The organism is Tumebacillus algifaecis (assembly GCF_002243515.1).
GTDB classification, from domain to species: Bacteria; Bacillota; Bacilli; order Tumebacillales; family Tumebacillaceae; genus Tumebacillus_A; species Tumebacillus_A algifaecis.
Genome location: NZ_CP022657.1, coordinates 225487 through 242190, shown reverse-complemented (window position 1 = coordinate 242190; position 16704 = coordinate 225487). Strand labels below are relative to the sequence as shown.

Genomic DNA, 16704 nt, shown 5'->3' with positions numbered 1-16704 from the left:
TTGATTCGTGGACACAGCGAACTGTGAATGACAGATTGAAACCTAACGCCAACCCTTCGCTGCCTGTAGCTCCATACAAATCAAACGTAACAGTTTCGCATCACAGCACCAACTCAGGTGTGTCGGGCTGACATCACGTGCCTCCCACCACTTCCTCATACTTCACTACCGGTTTTCCGCTCCTCCAACCGCGCTTGTAAATACTTGCGATTCTGCAAGATCGACGGATGGCTGTTGTTATACAGGTAGGCCTGCTCATTGTGAAAATGCGCAATTTCGAGTTGACCCAAGCGATCATAGCAGACACAGAGTTGCAGATGAGGAAGCCACGTCCAACAACTCAAGTCCACAAACCCAACTTGCTCGGTAGGACTAGAGACTTGCGTCGCCGACTTATACCAGAAGATCGCCTTTTCATACTGCTGCTCACTCAGATAATAAGAGCCGAGTCGGCAGCAACATTCGGCGCGCGGCATGTCATATTCCAACGAGCGCAGTAGCATCCTGAGCTGTTTCTCTCGATCGCCGAGCGCAGAATAGCAATCTGCACTGCTCAAGCAGGCAGAGATGTTGTCCTCGATCCACCCGTTTCCGGTCGCTAAAAACGCTTGATATTTTTCGATCGCCTCCGCGTGGTGACCGTGATCGCGCAGTTCGTTCCCAAAATAATAGAGCTCCCGCGCGGTCATCTCCACCCCTTGCTGCTCCAGACGACGATAGATGTTCAGGTTGCGATCGCTTGAAGATCGTGCTTTGCGATGTTTCACCGCCACATCGCTGCTCTGCCCGACGCCACCCACTTCCAAATATTCGTGCACCACCCCGATCCAGCGAAAGTTCCGGTCGCGCCGCACCAGCCGATTGCGCCGCACGCTAAAGGTCGGACGTCCTGCTCCGTCAAATGCGAGCTGATAGGGCATCGAGACGTAATGAACCTCCGAGGTTAGATTTTTCTTGAGCTCGCGAAATCGCATCCGATCTGGCTCCTCGATCACATCGTCCGCATCCAGCCAGAGGATATACTCTTTCGTCGCTTTGGAGAAGGCGAAGTTGCGGGCACTTGCAAAATCGTCCTGCCATTCGTACTCATACCAACGAGCGTCATACAATTCTGCATCGCCTCGCGTGTTGTCTGTCGAACCAGTATCGACCACGATGATCTCATCCACCAAGTCTTGTACGCACGCTAAGCACCTGCTGAGCGTCTCCTCTTCATTTTTCACGATCATGCAGAGCGAGATCGTGATTCCCGCCTGCTCTCCCTCTCCACGATTGAACGCCTGCCCGCCTGCCAGATCGGATGGACGGTAGATGTGATAGGCTGGATAGTGCGTATCCACGAACAAAGGGATACCCAGTGCGGCAGCACGCACACAGAAGTGCCGATCTTCTCCCCACAGCGAGAGGTTGCCGATTTTTTCAAACTTCACCCCCGCCAGCAAGGCAGAGCGTCGAATCAACGTGCAGGCGCCGAGCCCGCCGACCTGATACAGCCCTGGCTTGCGCAGTTGTTGGAGAAAGCGATTGATCCGCTGTGTGCGCTCTTGTTCGCTCAACTGCTCGCCCACATTTTGTTCATACAGCGTGTAGCTATCGGAGAGCCAGACCTGCGGCAAGGCGGGGCCGTCATCCTGCCAACGTGTCCAGAACAGGTTGGCGACGATTTCCTTCTCCGTGGACAGCAGTTGCTGTAGCGTGTTCGGGTGTAGCACCAGATCTGAATCGATGAGAAAGACAGCATCATATCTGCCCTCAACCGCCTTTTGCAACGCGATGTCCTTCATCTGCGCGACATGCCAGACATTTTGGTCGCTCCAGGAATGTGCCGTCGATTGTTGGGACGGGCGGAGCGCACAGATCAAGCAAGTGCGGTCTGGATAGCGCTGGGAAAAATTGCACAACAGAACGCTTGACTCTTCGACGCTGTTGTCATCCCAAAACAGGTACTCCAGCTCCAATCCAGTCGAATCGAGCCTCTCTAGCGATCGCAAATGTTCTTGCAAGATCTCAGGCGTTTGGCGGACTGGACTGACGATCAGGACGCGCGTACAAGTCATTTGAAGTTCTCCTTCTCATCGCCATCCCGCCAATCCCTACCGCGATGGTGGCCGTGGTGGCTATGCGAGTACAGATCTTTCACAGAATCGAGCTTCGAATAGAGCATCATCTCCAATTTTAAGACCTCATGGAGAGTTTTGCGTACGCTCTCGTTCAACTCGAACAGATCGGACGGGCAGATCGATTTGTGCGTCAGATGATGGTGGGAATGAAGAGTGCCGAGCAAAAATTGGATCTTCTCCGCTTCTGCGTTGAGGATGTGGGCTAGAGAAAGCTCTTCCATCGCGATCGAGCTGAGCAACAGAGTGATCGACTGTTTGAGCGTGACATCGATGACCGGCGTGATGTTCGGAATGTTCGGTTGGGACATCGTTTCTTACACTCCTTTGTCTATCGAAGTATTTTCTTGAGGTTCTTGTCGCAAAGCCTGCTCACAACGTTTGATCCCATCTAAAGCATGGAAACTGCCAGCTCCCACCCAAACCAGATGATGATCATGCTCTTCTCCTAGCGCAAGACACGTTTGAAACGAGGTGATCGCCTCTTCATACCGCTGCAATCTGAACAGAATCTCCCCTTTGATCCAATGCAAATTGACATAGTCCGGGTAGAGCTCGATCGCCTTCTCGATCGATGGCCATCCGGCAGCCGACCTTCCCGCTCCGATCAAGGAAAAATATTTGAGATTGTAGAGCAGCGAAGGCGGCATGCGCCCGATCAGCAAAAACGATAGGATCGAATCGTTGACCAGCGCATACGCTCGCTCATACTCCTGTTCCCGATAGTCTTCTGCCGCCAGATGGTATAGCACCCACGGATCGACAGTCTCCTGTTCGCTCGCCTTCTCCAGCAGGGCAACATTGCGTGCCCCTTTCTTTTTCTCACGGACGACATCGTCCAAATAGCCGTCATGATGAATCGAAACGGGCAGGGTTTGAAGCGATCTGCTCGAAAAGTCGGGCAGAACCTCCAAGACGTTCAACGCCTCGTGGATCGCATGTTTGAACTGAAATCCGACCCTGTTTCGAAACAGTCGCACCTGCGCCATTTTAAACATTTGCTCCGCATCGCGCCGCTCCCCAAAATAGTGGAAGAGCTGCACCTGAAACATCAGCTCCTCCCGATTCGCCAATTCGCTTCGCAGCGAGTACCCCTCTGGAAACTGCACAGTTTCATCCGCATCTAGCCAAAAGATCCAATCGCCAGTCGCTCGTTCGATCCCGTAGTTCCGTACCTCCGAAAAATGATCGTTCCACGGCCGATGATAGACGGTAGCACCTAAAGCACGACAGATCTCGGGGGTGTCATCCTTCGATCCGGTGTCAACGATGACGATCTCATCGACTTGATCTCTCACGCTCTCCAAACAGTTGCTGATGCGCTTTGCTTCATCTCGCACGATCATGCACAAGGAAATACGACAGGATGTCATCTCGCTCACTCCTCGTTCATTTCTTCGAGAGCCAGGGGGAAGGCTGTGAAAAATGTTGCGTTTTCAAATGTTGTTCCACTTGATCAGGTCGCGCTTTGCGCCAATCGGCGATCATCTGCCAATAGATTTGCTTCCGGTTGCGAAGCAACATCTCCCAGAGGCGGAAGTGTTGGTTCAGTTCATAATGGGATGAACCGTCTTGATCTGCCACCTTGCTCTGGGACTCCCTGGCCAGCGCCCACCAATCGCGCACCGCGCGCTCTCGTTGTTGTAGCGCCTCGACCCCCTCTTCGAGCGGCTCGATCTGCCAGCCCATCATTCCTCCTCCACTTCACAGTCGATCGCATGTTTTTGCAGGGAGGATACTCTCTTTAACTTTTGGTACAAGATCCATTCCTTCATTAAAATCAGTTCCAAAATGTCATGCGTCGCATGATTGAACTGAATGATCTCCTCTTGGGTGTGACAATTCGGGAAGTGGTGATCTTTACCGACAAACGCTTTCGTCTTTTCCGACTCTGCAAGCAGGATGTGGGAGAGCGCCGTCTCCTCCATCGCAATCGATTTTAATAGATCGATCACAACTTCCTCCATGCAGGGGCGGTGAAGTTCTTTCGGAATTTGCGGCATGCTCACAAGAATGTCCCCTTTTTTCAGCGATAGATTGCTTTACACTATGCGTACCGATAACGAAGCGTACTATGGAGAGACAAAAAAAAACCTTTTTCCTCGCCTCCGATCGAACGATCGACGAGAAAAAAGGTCATTTTGTCTCTCCCTTTAGGGAGTGATGATCATACGCATATCCAGTAGATCGCACTCGAAGACTCAAGCTGGAATCCGTCTATCGTTTACACGGAGTACGCATCAGACTGCCGTCCGTCTTGAGCATTTATTTAGGTGATATTCACGCCTGCGCTTGCGTAACCTGCAATCGTATTGATCAGCGAGAGGCCCGCTGCGGTCGCCGAGAACACCAGCAGCAAACGCTGGCCACCGGTGACTGCAATATTGAGCCCCGTCGTCTGACCTGTGCTGATCGAGCCGAGCGCTAGAATGCCTGTGATCGCTGGTGACAGCGTGACGGTCGCGCCTGGGATTGGCGAGAAGATATTGTTGTTCGTCGGCGAGGTGTACAATTGAGCGGTGATCGTGACTGTCGTCCCCACCAGAGAGAGCGCTGCCGTCGTGCTAAAGAAAGCGGACATCGACGTGATCGTCCCACTGCGAGGCGCCGAGAATGCAAAGTTGAGCAGCGTACCTGCAGCTCCAGTCAGATCGATCGTCGTCCCGACGAGCGTGACACCTGCCACGGAGTTGCCAAATCCAACAAGGCTCGTCGTGCCCGCCAGACCGCCCGCGATCGTTGTCATGATCGCAGGAATACCAGATGCGTACGGGATGATCGCTCCAGAACCTGTGGCTCCTGTGGCTCCCGTTGCCCCTGTGGCTCCTGGGTCACCTGTTGCCCCCGTGGCTCCCGGATCACCTGTTGCCCCTGTGGCTCCTGGATCACCTGTTGCTCCCGTTGCTCCTGTGGCACCTGTTGCTCCCGTTGCCCCTGTGGCTCCTGTGGCTCCTGGGTCACCTGTTGCCCCCGTGGCTCCTGGATCACCTGTTGCCCCTGTGGCTCCTGGATCACCTGTTGCTCCCGTTGCTCCTGTGGCACCTGTTGCTCCCGTTGCTCCCGTTGCTCCCGTTGCTCCTGTGGCTCCCGGGTCACCTGTTGCTCCAGTTGCTCCAGTTGCTCCAGTTGCTCCGGTTGCTCCGGTTGCTCCGGTTGCTCCGGTTGCTCCGGTTGCTCCTGGGTCACCTGTGGCTCCTGTGGCTCCTGGGTCACCTGTTGCTCCCGTGGCTCCTGGATCACCTGTTGCTCCCGTGGCTCCTGTGGCTCCTGTGGCTCCTGTGGCTCCCGGGTCACCTGTTGCTCCAGTTGCTCCAGTTGCTCCTGGATCACCTGTTGCTCCGGTTGCTCCTGGGTCACCTGTTGCCCCCGTGGCTCCGGTTGCTCCTGGGTCACCTGTTGCTCCCGTTGCACCTGTGGCTCCCGGGTCACCTGTTGCTCCCGCGGCTCCTGGGTCACCTGTTGCTCCCGTGGCTCCTGGATCACCTGTTGCTCCCGTGGCTCCTGTGGCTCCTGGATCACCTGTTGCTCCCGTTGCTCCTGGGTCACCTGTTGCCCCCGTGGCTCCGGTCGCTCCTGGATCACCTGTTGCCCCCGTGGCTCCGGCCGCTCCTGGATCACCTGTTGCTCCTGTTGCTCCTGTTGCTCCTGTGGCTCCTGTGGCTCCTGTGGCTCCTGTGGCTCCTGTGGCTCCTGTGGCTCCTGTGGCTCCTGTGGCTCCTGTGGCTCCCGTTGCTCCGGTCGCTCCTGGGTCACCTGTTGCCCCCGTGGCTCCTGGGTCACCTGTTGCCCCCGTGGCTCCTGGGTCACCTGTTGCCCCCGTGGCTCCGGCCGCTCCTGGATCACCTGTTGCACCCGTGGCTCCCGTTGCTCCTGGGTCACCTGTTGCACCCGTGGCTCCTGGATCACCTGTTGCTCCCGTGGCTCCTGGATCACCTGTTGCTCCCGTGGCTCCGGTCGCTCCTGGGTCACCTGTTGCCCCCGTGGCTCCTGGGTCACCTGTTGCCCCCGTGGCTCCGGTCGCTCCTGGATCACCTGTTGCACCCGTGGCTCCCGTTGCTCCTGGATCACCTGTTGCACCCGTGGCTCCCGTTGCTCCTGGGTCACCTGTTGCACCCGTGGCTCCGGCCGCTCCTGGATCACCTGTTGCACCTGTGGCTCCGGTTGCTCCTGGATCACCTGTTGCCCCTGTGGCTCCCGTTGCTCCCGTTGCTCCCGTTGCTCCCGTTGCTCCTGGATCACCCGTTGCACCCGTGGCTCCTGTGGCTCCTGTGGCTCCTGTGGCTCCCGTTGCTCCGGTCGCTCCTGGGTCACCTGTTGCCCCCGTGGCTCCTGGGTCACCTGTTGCACCCGTGGCTCCGGCCGCTCCTGGATCACCTGTTGCACCCGTGGCTCCCGTTGCTCCTGGGTCACCTGTTGCACCCGTGGCTCCTGGATCACCTGTTGCTCCCGTGGCTCCTGGATCACCTGTTGCACCCGTGGCTCCGGTCGCTCCTGGGTCACCTGTTGCACCCGTGGCTCCGGTCGCTCCTGGATCACCTGTTGCACCCGTGGCTCCCGTGGCTCCTGGATCACCTGTTGCACCCCTGGCTCCCGTGGCTCCTGGGTCACCTGTTGCACCCGTGGCTCCGGCCGCTCCTGGATCACCTGTTGCACCCGTGGCTCCGGTTGCTCCTGGATCACCTGTTGCACCCGTGGCTCCCGTGGCTCCTGGGTCACCTGTTGCCCCCGTGGCTCCTGGATCACCTGTTGCTCCCGTGGCTCCGGCCGCTCCTGGATCACCTGTTGCACCCGTGGCTCCGGTCGCTCCTAGATCACCTGTTGCTCCCGTGGCTCCGGTCGCTCCTGGATCACCTGTTGCTCCCGTGGCTCCGGTCGCTCCTGGATCACCTGTTGCCCCCGTGGCTCCCGTTGCTCCTGTTGCTCCCGTGGCTCCGATCGAGCTGTTCGCGCCTGGCCACTGCATAATGCTTTCTAATTTCGTCTGAAGCATAAATTCTTGGCGGACGCTTTCACGCAACATCGCTTGTACACTGTCGTTTACTGCAAGCAGATTGCTCAGCGTAATCGGCCCTGGAATGGAGACGCCTGGCAGTGTACCAATAACAGCTTGTAGCTTCTCCGCCTCGGCATTCAAAATATGACTAAGGCTCAATTCTTCTAATGCGATAGATGACAACAACAAGTTAATCGCGTCATCACGAGTGACGGTGATCGTTGGTGTAATATTAGGCATATTAGGTTGTGACATCAGATCCCCTCCTTTATTGGAATGATCTAGAATATGTCCGAACCTCTTAAATCGAAAGTGCACTCGTCCAATTGAGCAAAAAAATACTCTCTCACTGCCGAACGCATTGGATCACACCAAATACAAAAAGGGGAATGGCATGTGCCACTCCCCATACTCGCATCGCGTTGTTAGGTCCCCGTCGTCATTCGTTACTACACTCCGACTGTGAACTCTGTGAACTCGATCAGCTACTTGCTCAGTCATCCTTTGAAATGCGGTTCGGAAAATCAACCTTCCCACTGCTCGTTCAACAGGTCATACAGCCAATGATCTGCCCATTGTCCGGCGATCAGCATGTTTTTGCGCTCCACCCCTTGCCGCTCAAAACCGACCTTTTCCAGCACGCGGTAAGATGCAGGGTTAGCTGGCGCAACGCCCGCTTGCAAGCGATGTAAATTCAACTCTTGAAATGAGAAATTGATGACCAGTTGCAACGCTTCGGTCATATAGCCTTTCCCGTTGTGGGCCTGATCGAGCGAATATCCGACAAAAGCGCTTTGGTACGGCCCGCGCTTGATCTCATGCACACCGATGTCACCGATCAGCTCGTCCGTCTCCTTCAGGAAGATTCCGAAAAAGTAGCCTTGGTCTTTGACCCACGCCGCGCACATGTTCTCGATGCCCACCTGTTGGTACTCGACGGTGTATTCATCATCGTCGCGCTGCACTTCATGTGCGCCCCAAAACTCGCGGTTCCTCCGCATCAGATCCGCGTATTCCTGGGCATGGCACGCTGCAAAACTGCGGATGTAGACACGCTCTCCTTCCCGTACAGCGCCGTGCGGCTGTTGCTCAGGCGTGTCAAAAGTGATCTCCGCACAGGGCGTGACGAGCGAGTAGTTGTGCACATTATCCAGCCCGTGCAGTGTAGCATTGTGATGGGCGATGATCTGTTCGGCGCTCAACACACCGTTATCGGTAGTGGAATGAGCATCTTGGGCGACGATGACCTGATAGCCGAGCGTGGTAGCGCGGCGCACCGCCGTGTCGATGCAATAGTTGGTTTTACATCCGCAGATCACCAAGTCGGTCACGCGGTTCGCGGTCAAATACGTATGTAAGTCAGTTTGGAAAAACGCGTCTGTCGCTTTCTTGCGAATCCTGCGCTCGGTCGGAAGCGGCGCCACCTCAGGATGGACTTGCCAAGCGTCCGAGCCAGGTTCGCTCACATCATCATCCTGCACGAAAACAACGGGCACGCCTGCCGCCCGCGCCTTTTCAAGCAGACCCGCAATTTGCTGCAACAGCGCCTGTGCCCCGTGCACCTGTTCCACCAATCCCACTTGTACATCGATCACTACCAATGCGGTTTGTCCCATAACCGGCCTCCTCGCCTGCATTACCTAGAATTTAATATTGTCCGGGTCTGACCCGAAGCGCTGATCCCGATTCAAACGGTCCAGCGTTTCCATATCTTCGACCGCCAGCTCAAAATCAAAAAGCTGAGCGTTTTCGATCACCCGCTCCCGGCGCACCGACTTGGGAATCGTCACCACACCATGCTGCAAGTCCCAACGCAGTACGACCTGAGCGGGCGTTTTGCCGTATTTTTCAGCCAGTTTCACAATCTCCGGCTCGTCATTGACTTTCCCGCGCATGATCGGGCTCCACGCTTCAAACTGAATTCCTTCCTGCTGGCAGAACGAAAGCAGCTCTTTTTGCGTCAGATAGGGGTGGTACTCACATTGGTTGACCATCGGTTTGACCGAGCAAGTCTCCATCAAGTCTTGCAGATGATGGACCTGAAAGTTCGAAACGCCGATCGCGCGCACATACCCATCCTGATAAAGCTTCTCCAACGCCTTCCACGTTTCCTTGTACTTCTCTTTCACCGCCCAGTGAATCAAATACAGATCGACATACTCCACGCCAAGCTTCTTTCTGCTCTCTTCAAAAGCGGCGAGCGTCGTGTCATACCCCTGCTCCGAATTCCAGACCTTGGTGGTGATAAAGAGCTCCTCACGTGCCAAACCGGACGCTTTCACCGCTTGGCCGACCCCCGCCTCATTGCCGTAGATCGCGGCGGTGTCGATGTGACGGTAGCCCGCTTCCAGCGCATACCGCACCGAATTTTCCACCTCTTCGCCTTCTGCCGTCTTAAACACGCCAAGACCAAGCCACGGCATTTGTACGCCGTTGGCTAACACGCTGTAATCCTTGATGCTTTTGATCATTCGAATCGCCCTTTCCGGTTTGGTTTTTGGTACAATAACAATAGCATTCTCAATTAAGCAGGAGTGAGGCACTTATGGCACAATCAACCGCGAACGAAAAAGCCAAATCGGCCAAACAGCCGCCCGTCTTCCCTACCCGCTGGCAGGAAGAGCGCCATTATGCTGGCCGCCAGTTGATCAAAGCGATCACGATCGTCATCGTGCTTTCGATCATCTTGTACATCACGCATTTTCTCTCCGCCGGTTTTACCTTGTTGTTCGGGTTTATCGGTCTGATTCTCTTTCTTGCAACGGCCACCTATTCGGTCGGCCATTTTGTCCGCTTCTTGATCTTCAAGTCTAGAGGCGTGTAGACGCAGGCAGCCTAAACGGGCTGCCTTATTTGTGCCCATACAACTTCTTAACCCGCTTCACTTCCCCATTCATCTTTCCACTTATCGTCAGAAAATACATGTGAAAATCGCCTAGCAGCGACCAGAACGGATGACCGAACGTCGCTGGCTTGTTGCCCTCGATGAAAAAATGTGAGAACCAGGCCAAGCCATAAGCGATCACGGGGATCAGCAAGAGCAGCCACCATTTCCCCGTAAACCCGGCCCCAAGCAGTAGCACGAAGACGGACGTCGTCCCTACCGCATGCCACAGTCGGGTCGCCAGTTTCGCGTGTTGCAACACGTAATACGGCCAAAACTCCCGATAGGATCGAAATTCCATTCTCGGATCACCTCCTCCTTCTAACATGCGTGAACTCATGAACTCGTATAATTCAGCCAATCCCCTTGCTTTCCGCCCATCTTCTCATAAAACCGCTGAGCCCGGTGATTGTCTTTTGCCGTTTCCCATTGCAGAGCAGCAAATCCGTTCTCCTTCGTAAATTGCTCACAAGCTCGAAACAATGACTCTGCCACCCCGGTACCGCGATACTGGTCACGAACGTACAGATCGTTCATGATCACCACTCGCTGAGCTCGAAGCGTACTGTATGTAAAATAAAGGGTCACAAACCCTTGATAGGCTCCATCCTCCTCCGCCACAAACTGCAGTCCGTTTTCGCCCTGCAACAGCATGGCCTGTAGAAGATCCAATTTTTCTGACGCAGGTGCCGGTTGTTGATAGAAACCCACAATATATTCGAGCATCATCGCTCGCACGGCGGACCGATCGCCACTCGTTACCTTCCGTATCATCCAGACCCCTCGCTTTTTGAAAAAGCAGACCTGCCGCATCGGCCGGTCTGCTGCTTCTGATAAGAAAAATGAATCATGCGAAAATTCACTTGCGCTTTTTGATCCCCGTTGCCAACGCCTCTAACTTGCGATCGACAACACTTGCCGCTTTGACATGGTCGATCAGATCGGTGTGCATGTTGGTCAGCAACCCGTGTGAGACCACAAACTCTTGGGAGAGCGTGCTGGAAAACTTTTTCTGGCTTTGGATGATCCCCATCACATCACCGACCTCTTGGGTCACATCGTCAAAAGCGGCAAACAGCTCGTCCATCTTGTGCGATGCTTCTTTGCAGACCATGAGACCACGGTTGATCGAATCTTGGTTGGCATTGCTGCCGGATAGAGCGTCTTTCGTGTCCTGCAGGATCGAACTGACCAGTTCCGCGATATGTTTGGTCGAGTTTCCGGTCATCTCCGCCAGTTTGCGCACTTCGTCAGCGACGACCGCAAAACCGCGACCTTGTTCGCCCGCGCGCGCCGCTTCGATCGCCGCGTTCAGTGCGAGCAGATTGGTTTGCGAGGCGATTTCCCCGATCACACCGACGATGCCCGACACTTCGGAAGAGCGCTGCTCCAAACGATTCATCACCGTCTGCGTGCGATCGGACTCCTCCTGCACCGAGGTGATGACAGTGACGATCTCGTCGAGCGACCGCTTGCCTTCCTTGGACAGTTGGGACGATGCTTTCGAGATCTGAGTCAGCCGTTCACCGCGCTGCAAGAGGTGATCGGATGTCTCGTTCGATTCTTCGGCGATGCGTTCCATGTTCTCGATGCTCGACTTCAGCTTCGTGGCCAGGCTGGAGAGCGTGCCATGCTGGTTATTGACCAGACCTTGCTGCTTGATAATTTCGCCCATCTGTTCATACAGCGAAAGAATCTCCGCTTGCAACAAGCGGGTCTCCTCCGCCTGTGCGTCCTTGTGGCTCGTTTGCTCCAGTGTAGCGCTCACTTCTGCTTCCGCTTGTTTTTTTCTCCAAAATGCCATGTGACCGCATCTCCCCTCCGCTTGCACTTCATCTTTAATTTTGAGGCAAAACGGCTGGAAACGCAACGAAAAAGGCGATCGTTTACACGATCACCTTTACGGCCAGTGACTGGCTAATGTGTATTAATAACCGCCAGCACCCGGAATCAGCAGGAAGAACAGGACGAAGATGATCAGGAACACGACCGCCCAACGCGTATAACCGCCAAATGTACCGTACATGAAGTCACCTCCCTGCTTCACATACGTTACAATACGCAGACCCTGTCCCCATTGAAACGGCAGCTGCCCTGCCGATGCGGAAAGTGGCGCTCGAACAGCCAACCTACCTCACCCCATGACGAGTTGCGATTGAGTATCGAACAAAATAGCCGACGCTCTTCGCATCGGCTCTCCTGCACTATCCCAATTTCTTCAACTCAGCACCGAGGAACTCGGCCACCGCTTTCATCCCGTAGATGTCTGCCGCCGCTTCCGCATCGGAGTTGTAGTTTGTGTTCGTGTTGATGTCATACGTGAAAATCTCGCCATCGCGGTTGCGGATAAACTCGATCCCGGCGATGTTGATCCCGTTTTTCGCGAGCACCGCCGCATATTTCTCCAAGATCGGATCGTTAAAGACTTCGAGGATCTGGAACTTCGGTTTCGACGGCTGCTCTTCTCCGACCGGGCAGAACAGATCGCCGATCTGGCAAGCGTCGGCCGGGCAAAGTTCGAAACCTTCAGACGTATCGACTTGTACCGCGTACAGGAACTTGCCCCCGACAAACTCGCAGCGCGTGATGAACGGCTCCGGAGCCTGAATGTACTCTTGAATCAGGGTGATACCGTCCACCGGCGCTTCAAACGTCGGCGAGTTGAGATACTCTTCCAGCGCCGCGACGGTATGGAAGAGCTGTACGCCTAGCCCCTTGCCTGCGCGGTTGTGCTTGGTGATGAACGGCTGGCCGTCAAACTTTTTCGCCGCTTCGACGATGTGTGCCTTGCCGGTCGCTGCGACCGTCTTCGGCGTGCGCACCCCTTCGGCGTTCAGCGCCATGTACTGCGCGACTTTGCTGACTTCCAGCTGCAAGGCGCGGGAACCGTTGAACACTTTGCGCCCGTGCTGTTCGAGCCACGTCAAGACGCCCGCTGTAAACTCTGGTGCATAACGATGATCGCGCGTATGAGAGGAAGCGCTCATCCGCGAGTAAAAAACACCTTCTGGCGGCTCGGTGGACAGATCGACCAGTCCTTCGTCGAGATGCCATTCTTCGTACGGAAGTTCGAGTTCGTCTAAACGTTTGGTCAGGTGAGTCGTCCACTCACTATTTTCATGGATCACATAAATTTTTCCCATGCGAATCCCCTTTTTCCAAGTTTTTCGATCATTATACACTCTTTTTTTCAAGGATGAAAGCATCATCTGCTGGGAGGTTTTACCGACCAACACAAAGAGAAAGATTTGCGATTCGTATCAGAATATACTATACTTTCTGCAATCCCAACACACGAAGCGGGGGTCTAATTCTATGGTAATACGCACTTATCTGTTTCAGTAGAAACAGAAGAATTTCATAAGATCCAGATTTTCTTCTGTTTCTACTTTCGTACAGTTGTTCACGATACGAAGGAGAAGAAACAGGAGGTACAACACAATGACACAGGAACAACCGATGGTGCCGTTTTTGCACCCGCATCAACTCAATTATATTCGGAACCAACTGACCAATCTGGTCGGAGTCTTTTACTTTGCAGGCGACTATCGCGTGCTGGAAGCATCTCGCGAAGGCGTCGTTGCCGCACTGCTCGCCCTGGTCCCCCAAGCAACGCCGGAACAGCGCCGCCTGCTGGAAGACGGGAAGAACGTCCGCGACAAAGAGGAATTGAAGCTCTACATCAGCCGTCTTGAGCCTTATGTGATCCCATTTCCTGAGATCACCGCAGCAGAGATTCGCAAGCTGTTCCCCAAGGTCAAGAAGCTCGTATTGCCCGACCTCGCCAACCTCGATCGCACCAAGCTGACCTACCTTGGCTGGCGCGACATCGCCACACAAAGCGTGTATTTGGTCTACCGCTCCGGTGAGAAATGGGTCGGCAAAGAGTGCAAATACGTGCCCAGTCCAAAAAACCGCATGCTGCAATGTTCGTGGTGCCTGTCTTCAGGCAGTGGCGACGAAGTGGCGCTGGTCACCTCGCGGGTGAAGACGAAACAGATTGACGGGTACAAAACGTTTGGCAACCATCTGTGCCTGAACTCAACAACATGTAACCACCACATCACCTCAACAGCCGAGATTGAAGCGTATCTCGCGACCTTACGATAATCAAAAAGCGGAGCAGCCTCTTGTGCTGCTCCGCTTTTCTTGTGGTCAATGGCTCAACTGCCTCTCGGTTTTGCCCGATGGGTCGGGGTGGCCAGATTCGGGTCATCCGGCCAGTGATGTTTGGGATACCGGCCCTTCAGGTCTTTTTTCACCTCGAAATAGGCGTTCTGCCAAAAGCTGGCCAGATCGCGCGTCACTTGCACCGGACGCTGGGCAGGAGAAAGCAAATGCAGGGTGAGGGGTACCCGTCCATGCGCGATACGCGGCGTTTCCTGAAGCCCAAACATCTCCTGCAAGCGCACGGCCAGCACGGGAGCGTCAAGATCGCTGTAGTCGATCGGAATCCGCGATCCGCTCGGCACCGTCAAGTGCGTGGGCGCGCATTCATCCAGTTCGCGGCGCTGTGCATAGGACAACATGCTCTCCAAGATGCCCACCAACTGCAACCGCTGCAAATCCTCTCGGTTTTTCAAACCATATAGATGAGGAGCAAGCCACTCCGCTAGCGTGTCGGTCAGCGCGGTCCGCGTCACATCGGGCCACGAAAGGTCGTGCTGGTGCATAAAAGTCAACCGCTCTTGCAATTGCTTGGCCGCTTTTGTCCACGGCAAAAGATCGAGCCCTTCCACCGCGATCCCTCGCAAAAGTGCTCCCAGCACTTCGTCTGCATCGGGGTCTTGCAAGGTCGTCTCCTTCAGCAAAAGCGACCCGAGCCGCTCCCGTCGCCGTGCCCGCACCGCTTTGGCACCACCATCCCACTCGATGATCCGCTCCGTTTCGATCTGCCCTTGAAAATGCTCGCGGAGCTGGCTTTCCTCAACGTGTGCGGCCAGAAAAATACGGCTCTCCGTCCCTTGATCGTCCAACTCTGCTGCGACCAGATACGGCACAAACGACAGCGGCTGAGCATCCAGAAACATAGCCCCGCGACCGTTACGCAACAAAAAGCGTCCATTGCCGCGCCGCTGGGCGATCCGATCCGGGTGGGCAAAGGCCAGCAAGAGTCCGCAGTAGTCGAGATCCCCTTTTTCTTCCGCCTCCACGCCGAGCGCTCGCTTCCAGCGATTGGCCTCGGCGATCATTCCGCGATCAGCCTGCCCTGCTCGGAGCGCTTCGACTCGCAGGCGCAGGTCGGCATCCTGTCCCGGCAAAAAATCGCGCTCATTCAGCACCGCCGCCAGCTCACAGGCCAAGCTCCCCAGCTGTAACGGCACAGCCTGGAGCACCAGATGCGCCAAACGCGGGTGCAAGCCAAACTCGGCCATCCGCTTGCCATGAGCGGTCAACGTCCCGTCTTCCGTCAGTGCGCCCAATTGGCACAGCAACTCCCGCGCTTGGGCAAAAGCGGCTGCGGGCGGTGCATCGAGCCAAGCCAGTTCGGTCGGGTCGTGTACACCCCACACCGCCAATTCCAAAGCCAGCGGTGCCAGATCGGCCTCCAAAATCTCCGGCGTGCTGCGCATGGGCAGCCGCTTGTCCTCATGCTCTGTCCACAGGCGGTAGCATACGCCCGGGGCGACACGTCCTGCCCGACCCCGTCGCTGTTCAGCAGACGGGCGCGATACGGTGACCGTCTCCAAGCGCGACATGCCTGTGCGCGGCGAAAAGCGCGGCACGCGCATCAGGCCACTGTCAATGACGACGCGCACCCCTTCCACCGTCAAGCTCGTCTCGGCGATCGACGTGGCCAGCACGACTTTGCGCACCTCAGGCGTGCTAGGTGCGATCGCCGCATCTTGTGCTTCCCGCGACAACGCGCCGTGGAGCGGAACGATTTTCACCTGCCCGCCCACCCCTTGGGCCTGCAACTGCGACTCGACCCGCCTGATCTCCCTCGTCCCCGGCAAAAAGACGAGCAGATCGCCCGACTCTTCGGCCAACGCCTGCTTGATCGTCTGCACCACGATCGGCTCGATCCGCCCTTCTGCGCGGCTCTCCAAGAACCGCGTCTGCACCGGAAACGCCCGTCCCGCACTGCTCAGCACAGGTGCATCTCCGAGCAATTCGGCCACCGTTTCCGCTTCCAGCGTCGCCGACATCACCAAGATGCGCAACTCCTCGCGAAGCAGTGCCTGCGACTGCAAACAGAGGGCAAGACCTAGATCCCCGTGCAGATTGCGCTCATGAAACTCATCAAAAATGACTAGGCCCACCTCTTCTAGCGCCGGATCGTTCTGCAACATCCGCGTGAGCACGCCTTCGGTGATCACTTCGATCCGCGTCTTCGGCCCGACCCGCGTATCCATCCGCACACGATAGCCAACCGTCTCACCGACGCTCTCGCCCAGCTGCCTCGCCATAAACGCCGCAGCCGCCCTTGCAGCCAGCCTGCGCGGTTCGAGCATCACGATCTTTTTCCCGCACAGCCAAGGCTCTTCGAAAAGCGCCAGCGGAACTCGCGTTGTCTTCCCCGCGCCGGGCGCTGCGACCAACACGGCATTTTCCGTGGTGCCAAGCGTCTCCTTGAGGGCGGGGAGCACCGCTTCGATCGGCAACGTTGCCATTCAACATCACTCCACTTCAATCCATGATGTTGTAAAGTGAACCTACATGCCTTTATTTTTCCAAACTACCTGCATCCGCACACTCTTCCCGCATCG

15 protein-coding genes are annotated in these 16704 nt (G+C 55.9%); 2 read left to right on the top strand and 13 right to left on the bottom strand.

Annotated elements, in window-relative coordinates; all coding sequences use genetic code 11:
• Nucleotides 1–155: 155 nt before the first annotated feature.
• The 8 genes from CIG75_RS01225 to CIG75_RS01190 all read right to left on the bottom strand — a co-directional run bounded on the left by CIG75_RS01225 (nt 156) and on the right by CIG75_RS01190 (nt 9581).
• Complete coding sequence (locus CIG75_RS01225; RefSeq protein ID WP_094234990.1) at nt 156–2057, bottom strand: glycosyltransferase; 1902 nt, start codon at nt 2055–2057, stop codon at nt 156–158.
• A complete protein-coding gene (locus CIG75_RS01220; RefSeq protein ID WP_227874317.1) occupies nt 2054–2428 on the bottom strand; it encodes an alpha-helical endospore appendage domain-containing protein in 375 nt (124 codons plus the stop codon). The genes CIG75_RS01225 and CIG75_RS01220 overlap by 4 nt, the downstream gene beginning before the upstream one ends.
• 6 nt (nt 2429–2434) lie before the next feature.
• A complete protein-coding gene (locus CIG75_RS01215) occupies nt 2435–3490 on the bottom strand; it encodes a glycosyltransferase (protein WP_094234989.1) in 1056 nt (351 codons plus the stop codon).
• Nucleotides 3491–3506: 16 nt separating this feature from the next.
• Nucleotides 3507–3809 (bottom strand): hypothetical protein, encoded by a 303-nt coding sequence (locus tag CIG75_RS01210; protein ID WP_157729318.1) that lies wholly within the window; start codon nt 3807–3809, stop codon nt 3507–3509.
• Nucleotides 3806–4120: an alpha-helical endospore appendage domain-containing protein gene (locus CIG75_RS01205; protein ID WP_227874397.1), complete on the bottom strand. Its 315-nt coding sequence runs from the start codon at nt 4118–4120 to the stop codon at nt 3806–3808. The genes CIG75_RS01210 and CIG75_RS01205 overlap by 4 nt, the downstream gene beginning before the upstream one ends.
• A gap of 266 nt (nt 4121–4386) precedes the next feature.
• Nucleotides 4387–7365: an exosporium glycoprotein BclB-related protein gene (locus tag CIG75_RS01200; protein ID WP_094238284.1), complete on the bottom strand. Its 2979-nt coding sequence runs from the start codon at nt 7363–7365 to the stop codon at nt 4387–4389.
• A gap of 269 nt (nt 7366–7634) precedes the next feature.
• Nucleotides 7635–8726, bottom strand: coding sequence for an isochorismatase family protein (locus CIG75_RS20520; protein ID WP_227874316.1), 1092 nt, complete (start codon nt 8724–8726; stop codon nt 7635–7637).
• A 24-nt stretch (nt 8727–8750) separates the two neighbouring features.
• Nucleotides 8751–9581, bottom strand: coding sequence for an aldo/keto reductase (locus tag CIG75_RS01190; RefSeq protein ID WP_172844389.1), 831 nt, complete (start codon nt 9579–9581; stop codon nt 8751–8753).
• 74 nt (nt 9582–9655) lie between these two features.
• Between CIG75_RS01190 and CIG75_RS01185 the strand changes: the two genes are divergently transcribed.
• A complete protein-coding gene (locus tag CIG75_RS01185; RefSeq protein ID WP_094234986.1) occupies nt 9656–9934 on the top strand; it encodes a hypothetical protein in 279 nt (92 codons plus the stop codon).
• A gap of 25 nt (nt 9935–9959) precedes the next feature.
• On the opposite strand, the gene CIG75_RS01180 is transcribed toward CIG75_RS01185, so the two are convergent.
• The 4 genes from CIG75_RS01180 to CIG75_RS01165 form a co-directional block, all read right to left on the bottom strand.
• Nucleotides 9960–10295, bottom strand: coding sequence for an Mpo1-like protein (locus tag CIG75_RS01180; protein WP_094234985.1), 336 nt, complete (start codon nt 10293–10295; stop codon nt 9960–9962).
• Between the two features lie 35 nt (nt 10296–10330).
• Nucleotides 10331–10768 carry a GNAT family N-acetyltransferase gene (locus CIG75_RS01175; protein ID WP_094238282.1) on the bottom strand — a complete coding sequence of 146 codons (438 nt, stop codon included), beginning with the start codon at nt 10766–10768 and terminating at the stop codon, nt 10331–10333.
• Nucleotides 10769–10853: 85 nt separating this feature from the next.
• The gene (locus CIG75_RS21075; RefSeq protein ID WP_094234984.1) at nt 10854–11798 is read right to left on the bottom strand and encodes a methyl-accepting chemotaxis protein; all 945 of its coding nucleotides are present in this window, start codon (nt 11796–11798) and stop codon (nt 10854–10856) included.
• 400 nt (nt 11799–12198) lie between these two features.
• Nucleotides 12199–13137, bottom strand: coding sequence for an ATP-grasp domain-containing protein (locus tag CIG75_RS01165; protein WP_094234983.1), 939 nt, complete (start codon nt 13135–13137; stop codon nt 12199–12201).
• 298 nt (nt 13138–13435) lie between these two features.
• Between CIG75_RS01165 and CIG75_RS01160 the strand changes: the two genes are divergently transcribed.
• Entirely contained in the window at nt 13436–14104 is a 669-nt protein-coding gene (locus tag CIG75_RS01160) for a FusB/FusC family EF-G-binding protein (RefSeq protein WP_094234982.1), read from the top strand.
• A 53-nt stretch (nt 14105–14157) separates the two neighbouring features.
• On the opposite strand, the gene hrpB is transcribed toward CIG75_RS01160, so the two are convergent.
• The gene (gene hrpB, locus CIG75_RS01155) at nt 14158–16608 is read right to left on the bottom strand and encodes an ATP-dependent helicase HrpB (RefSeq protein WP_094234981.1); all 2451 of its coding nucleotides are present in this window, start codon (nt 16606–16608) and stop codon (nt 14158–14160) included.
• Nucleotides 16609–16704: the final 96 nt, after the last annotated feature.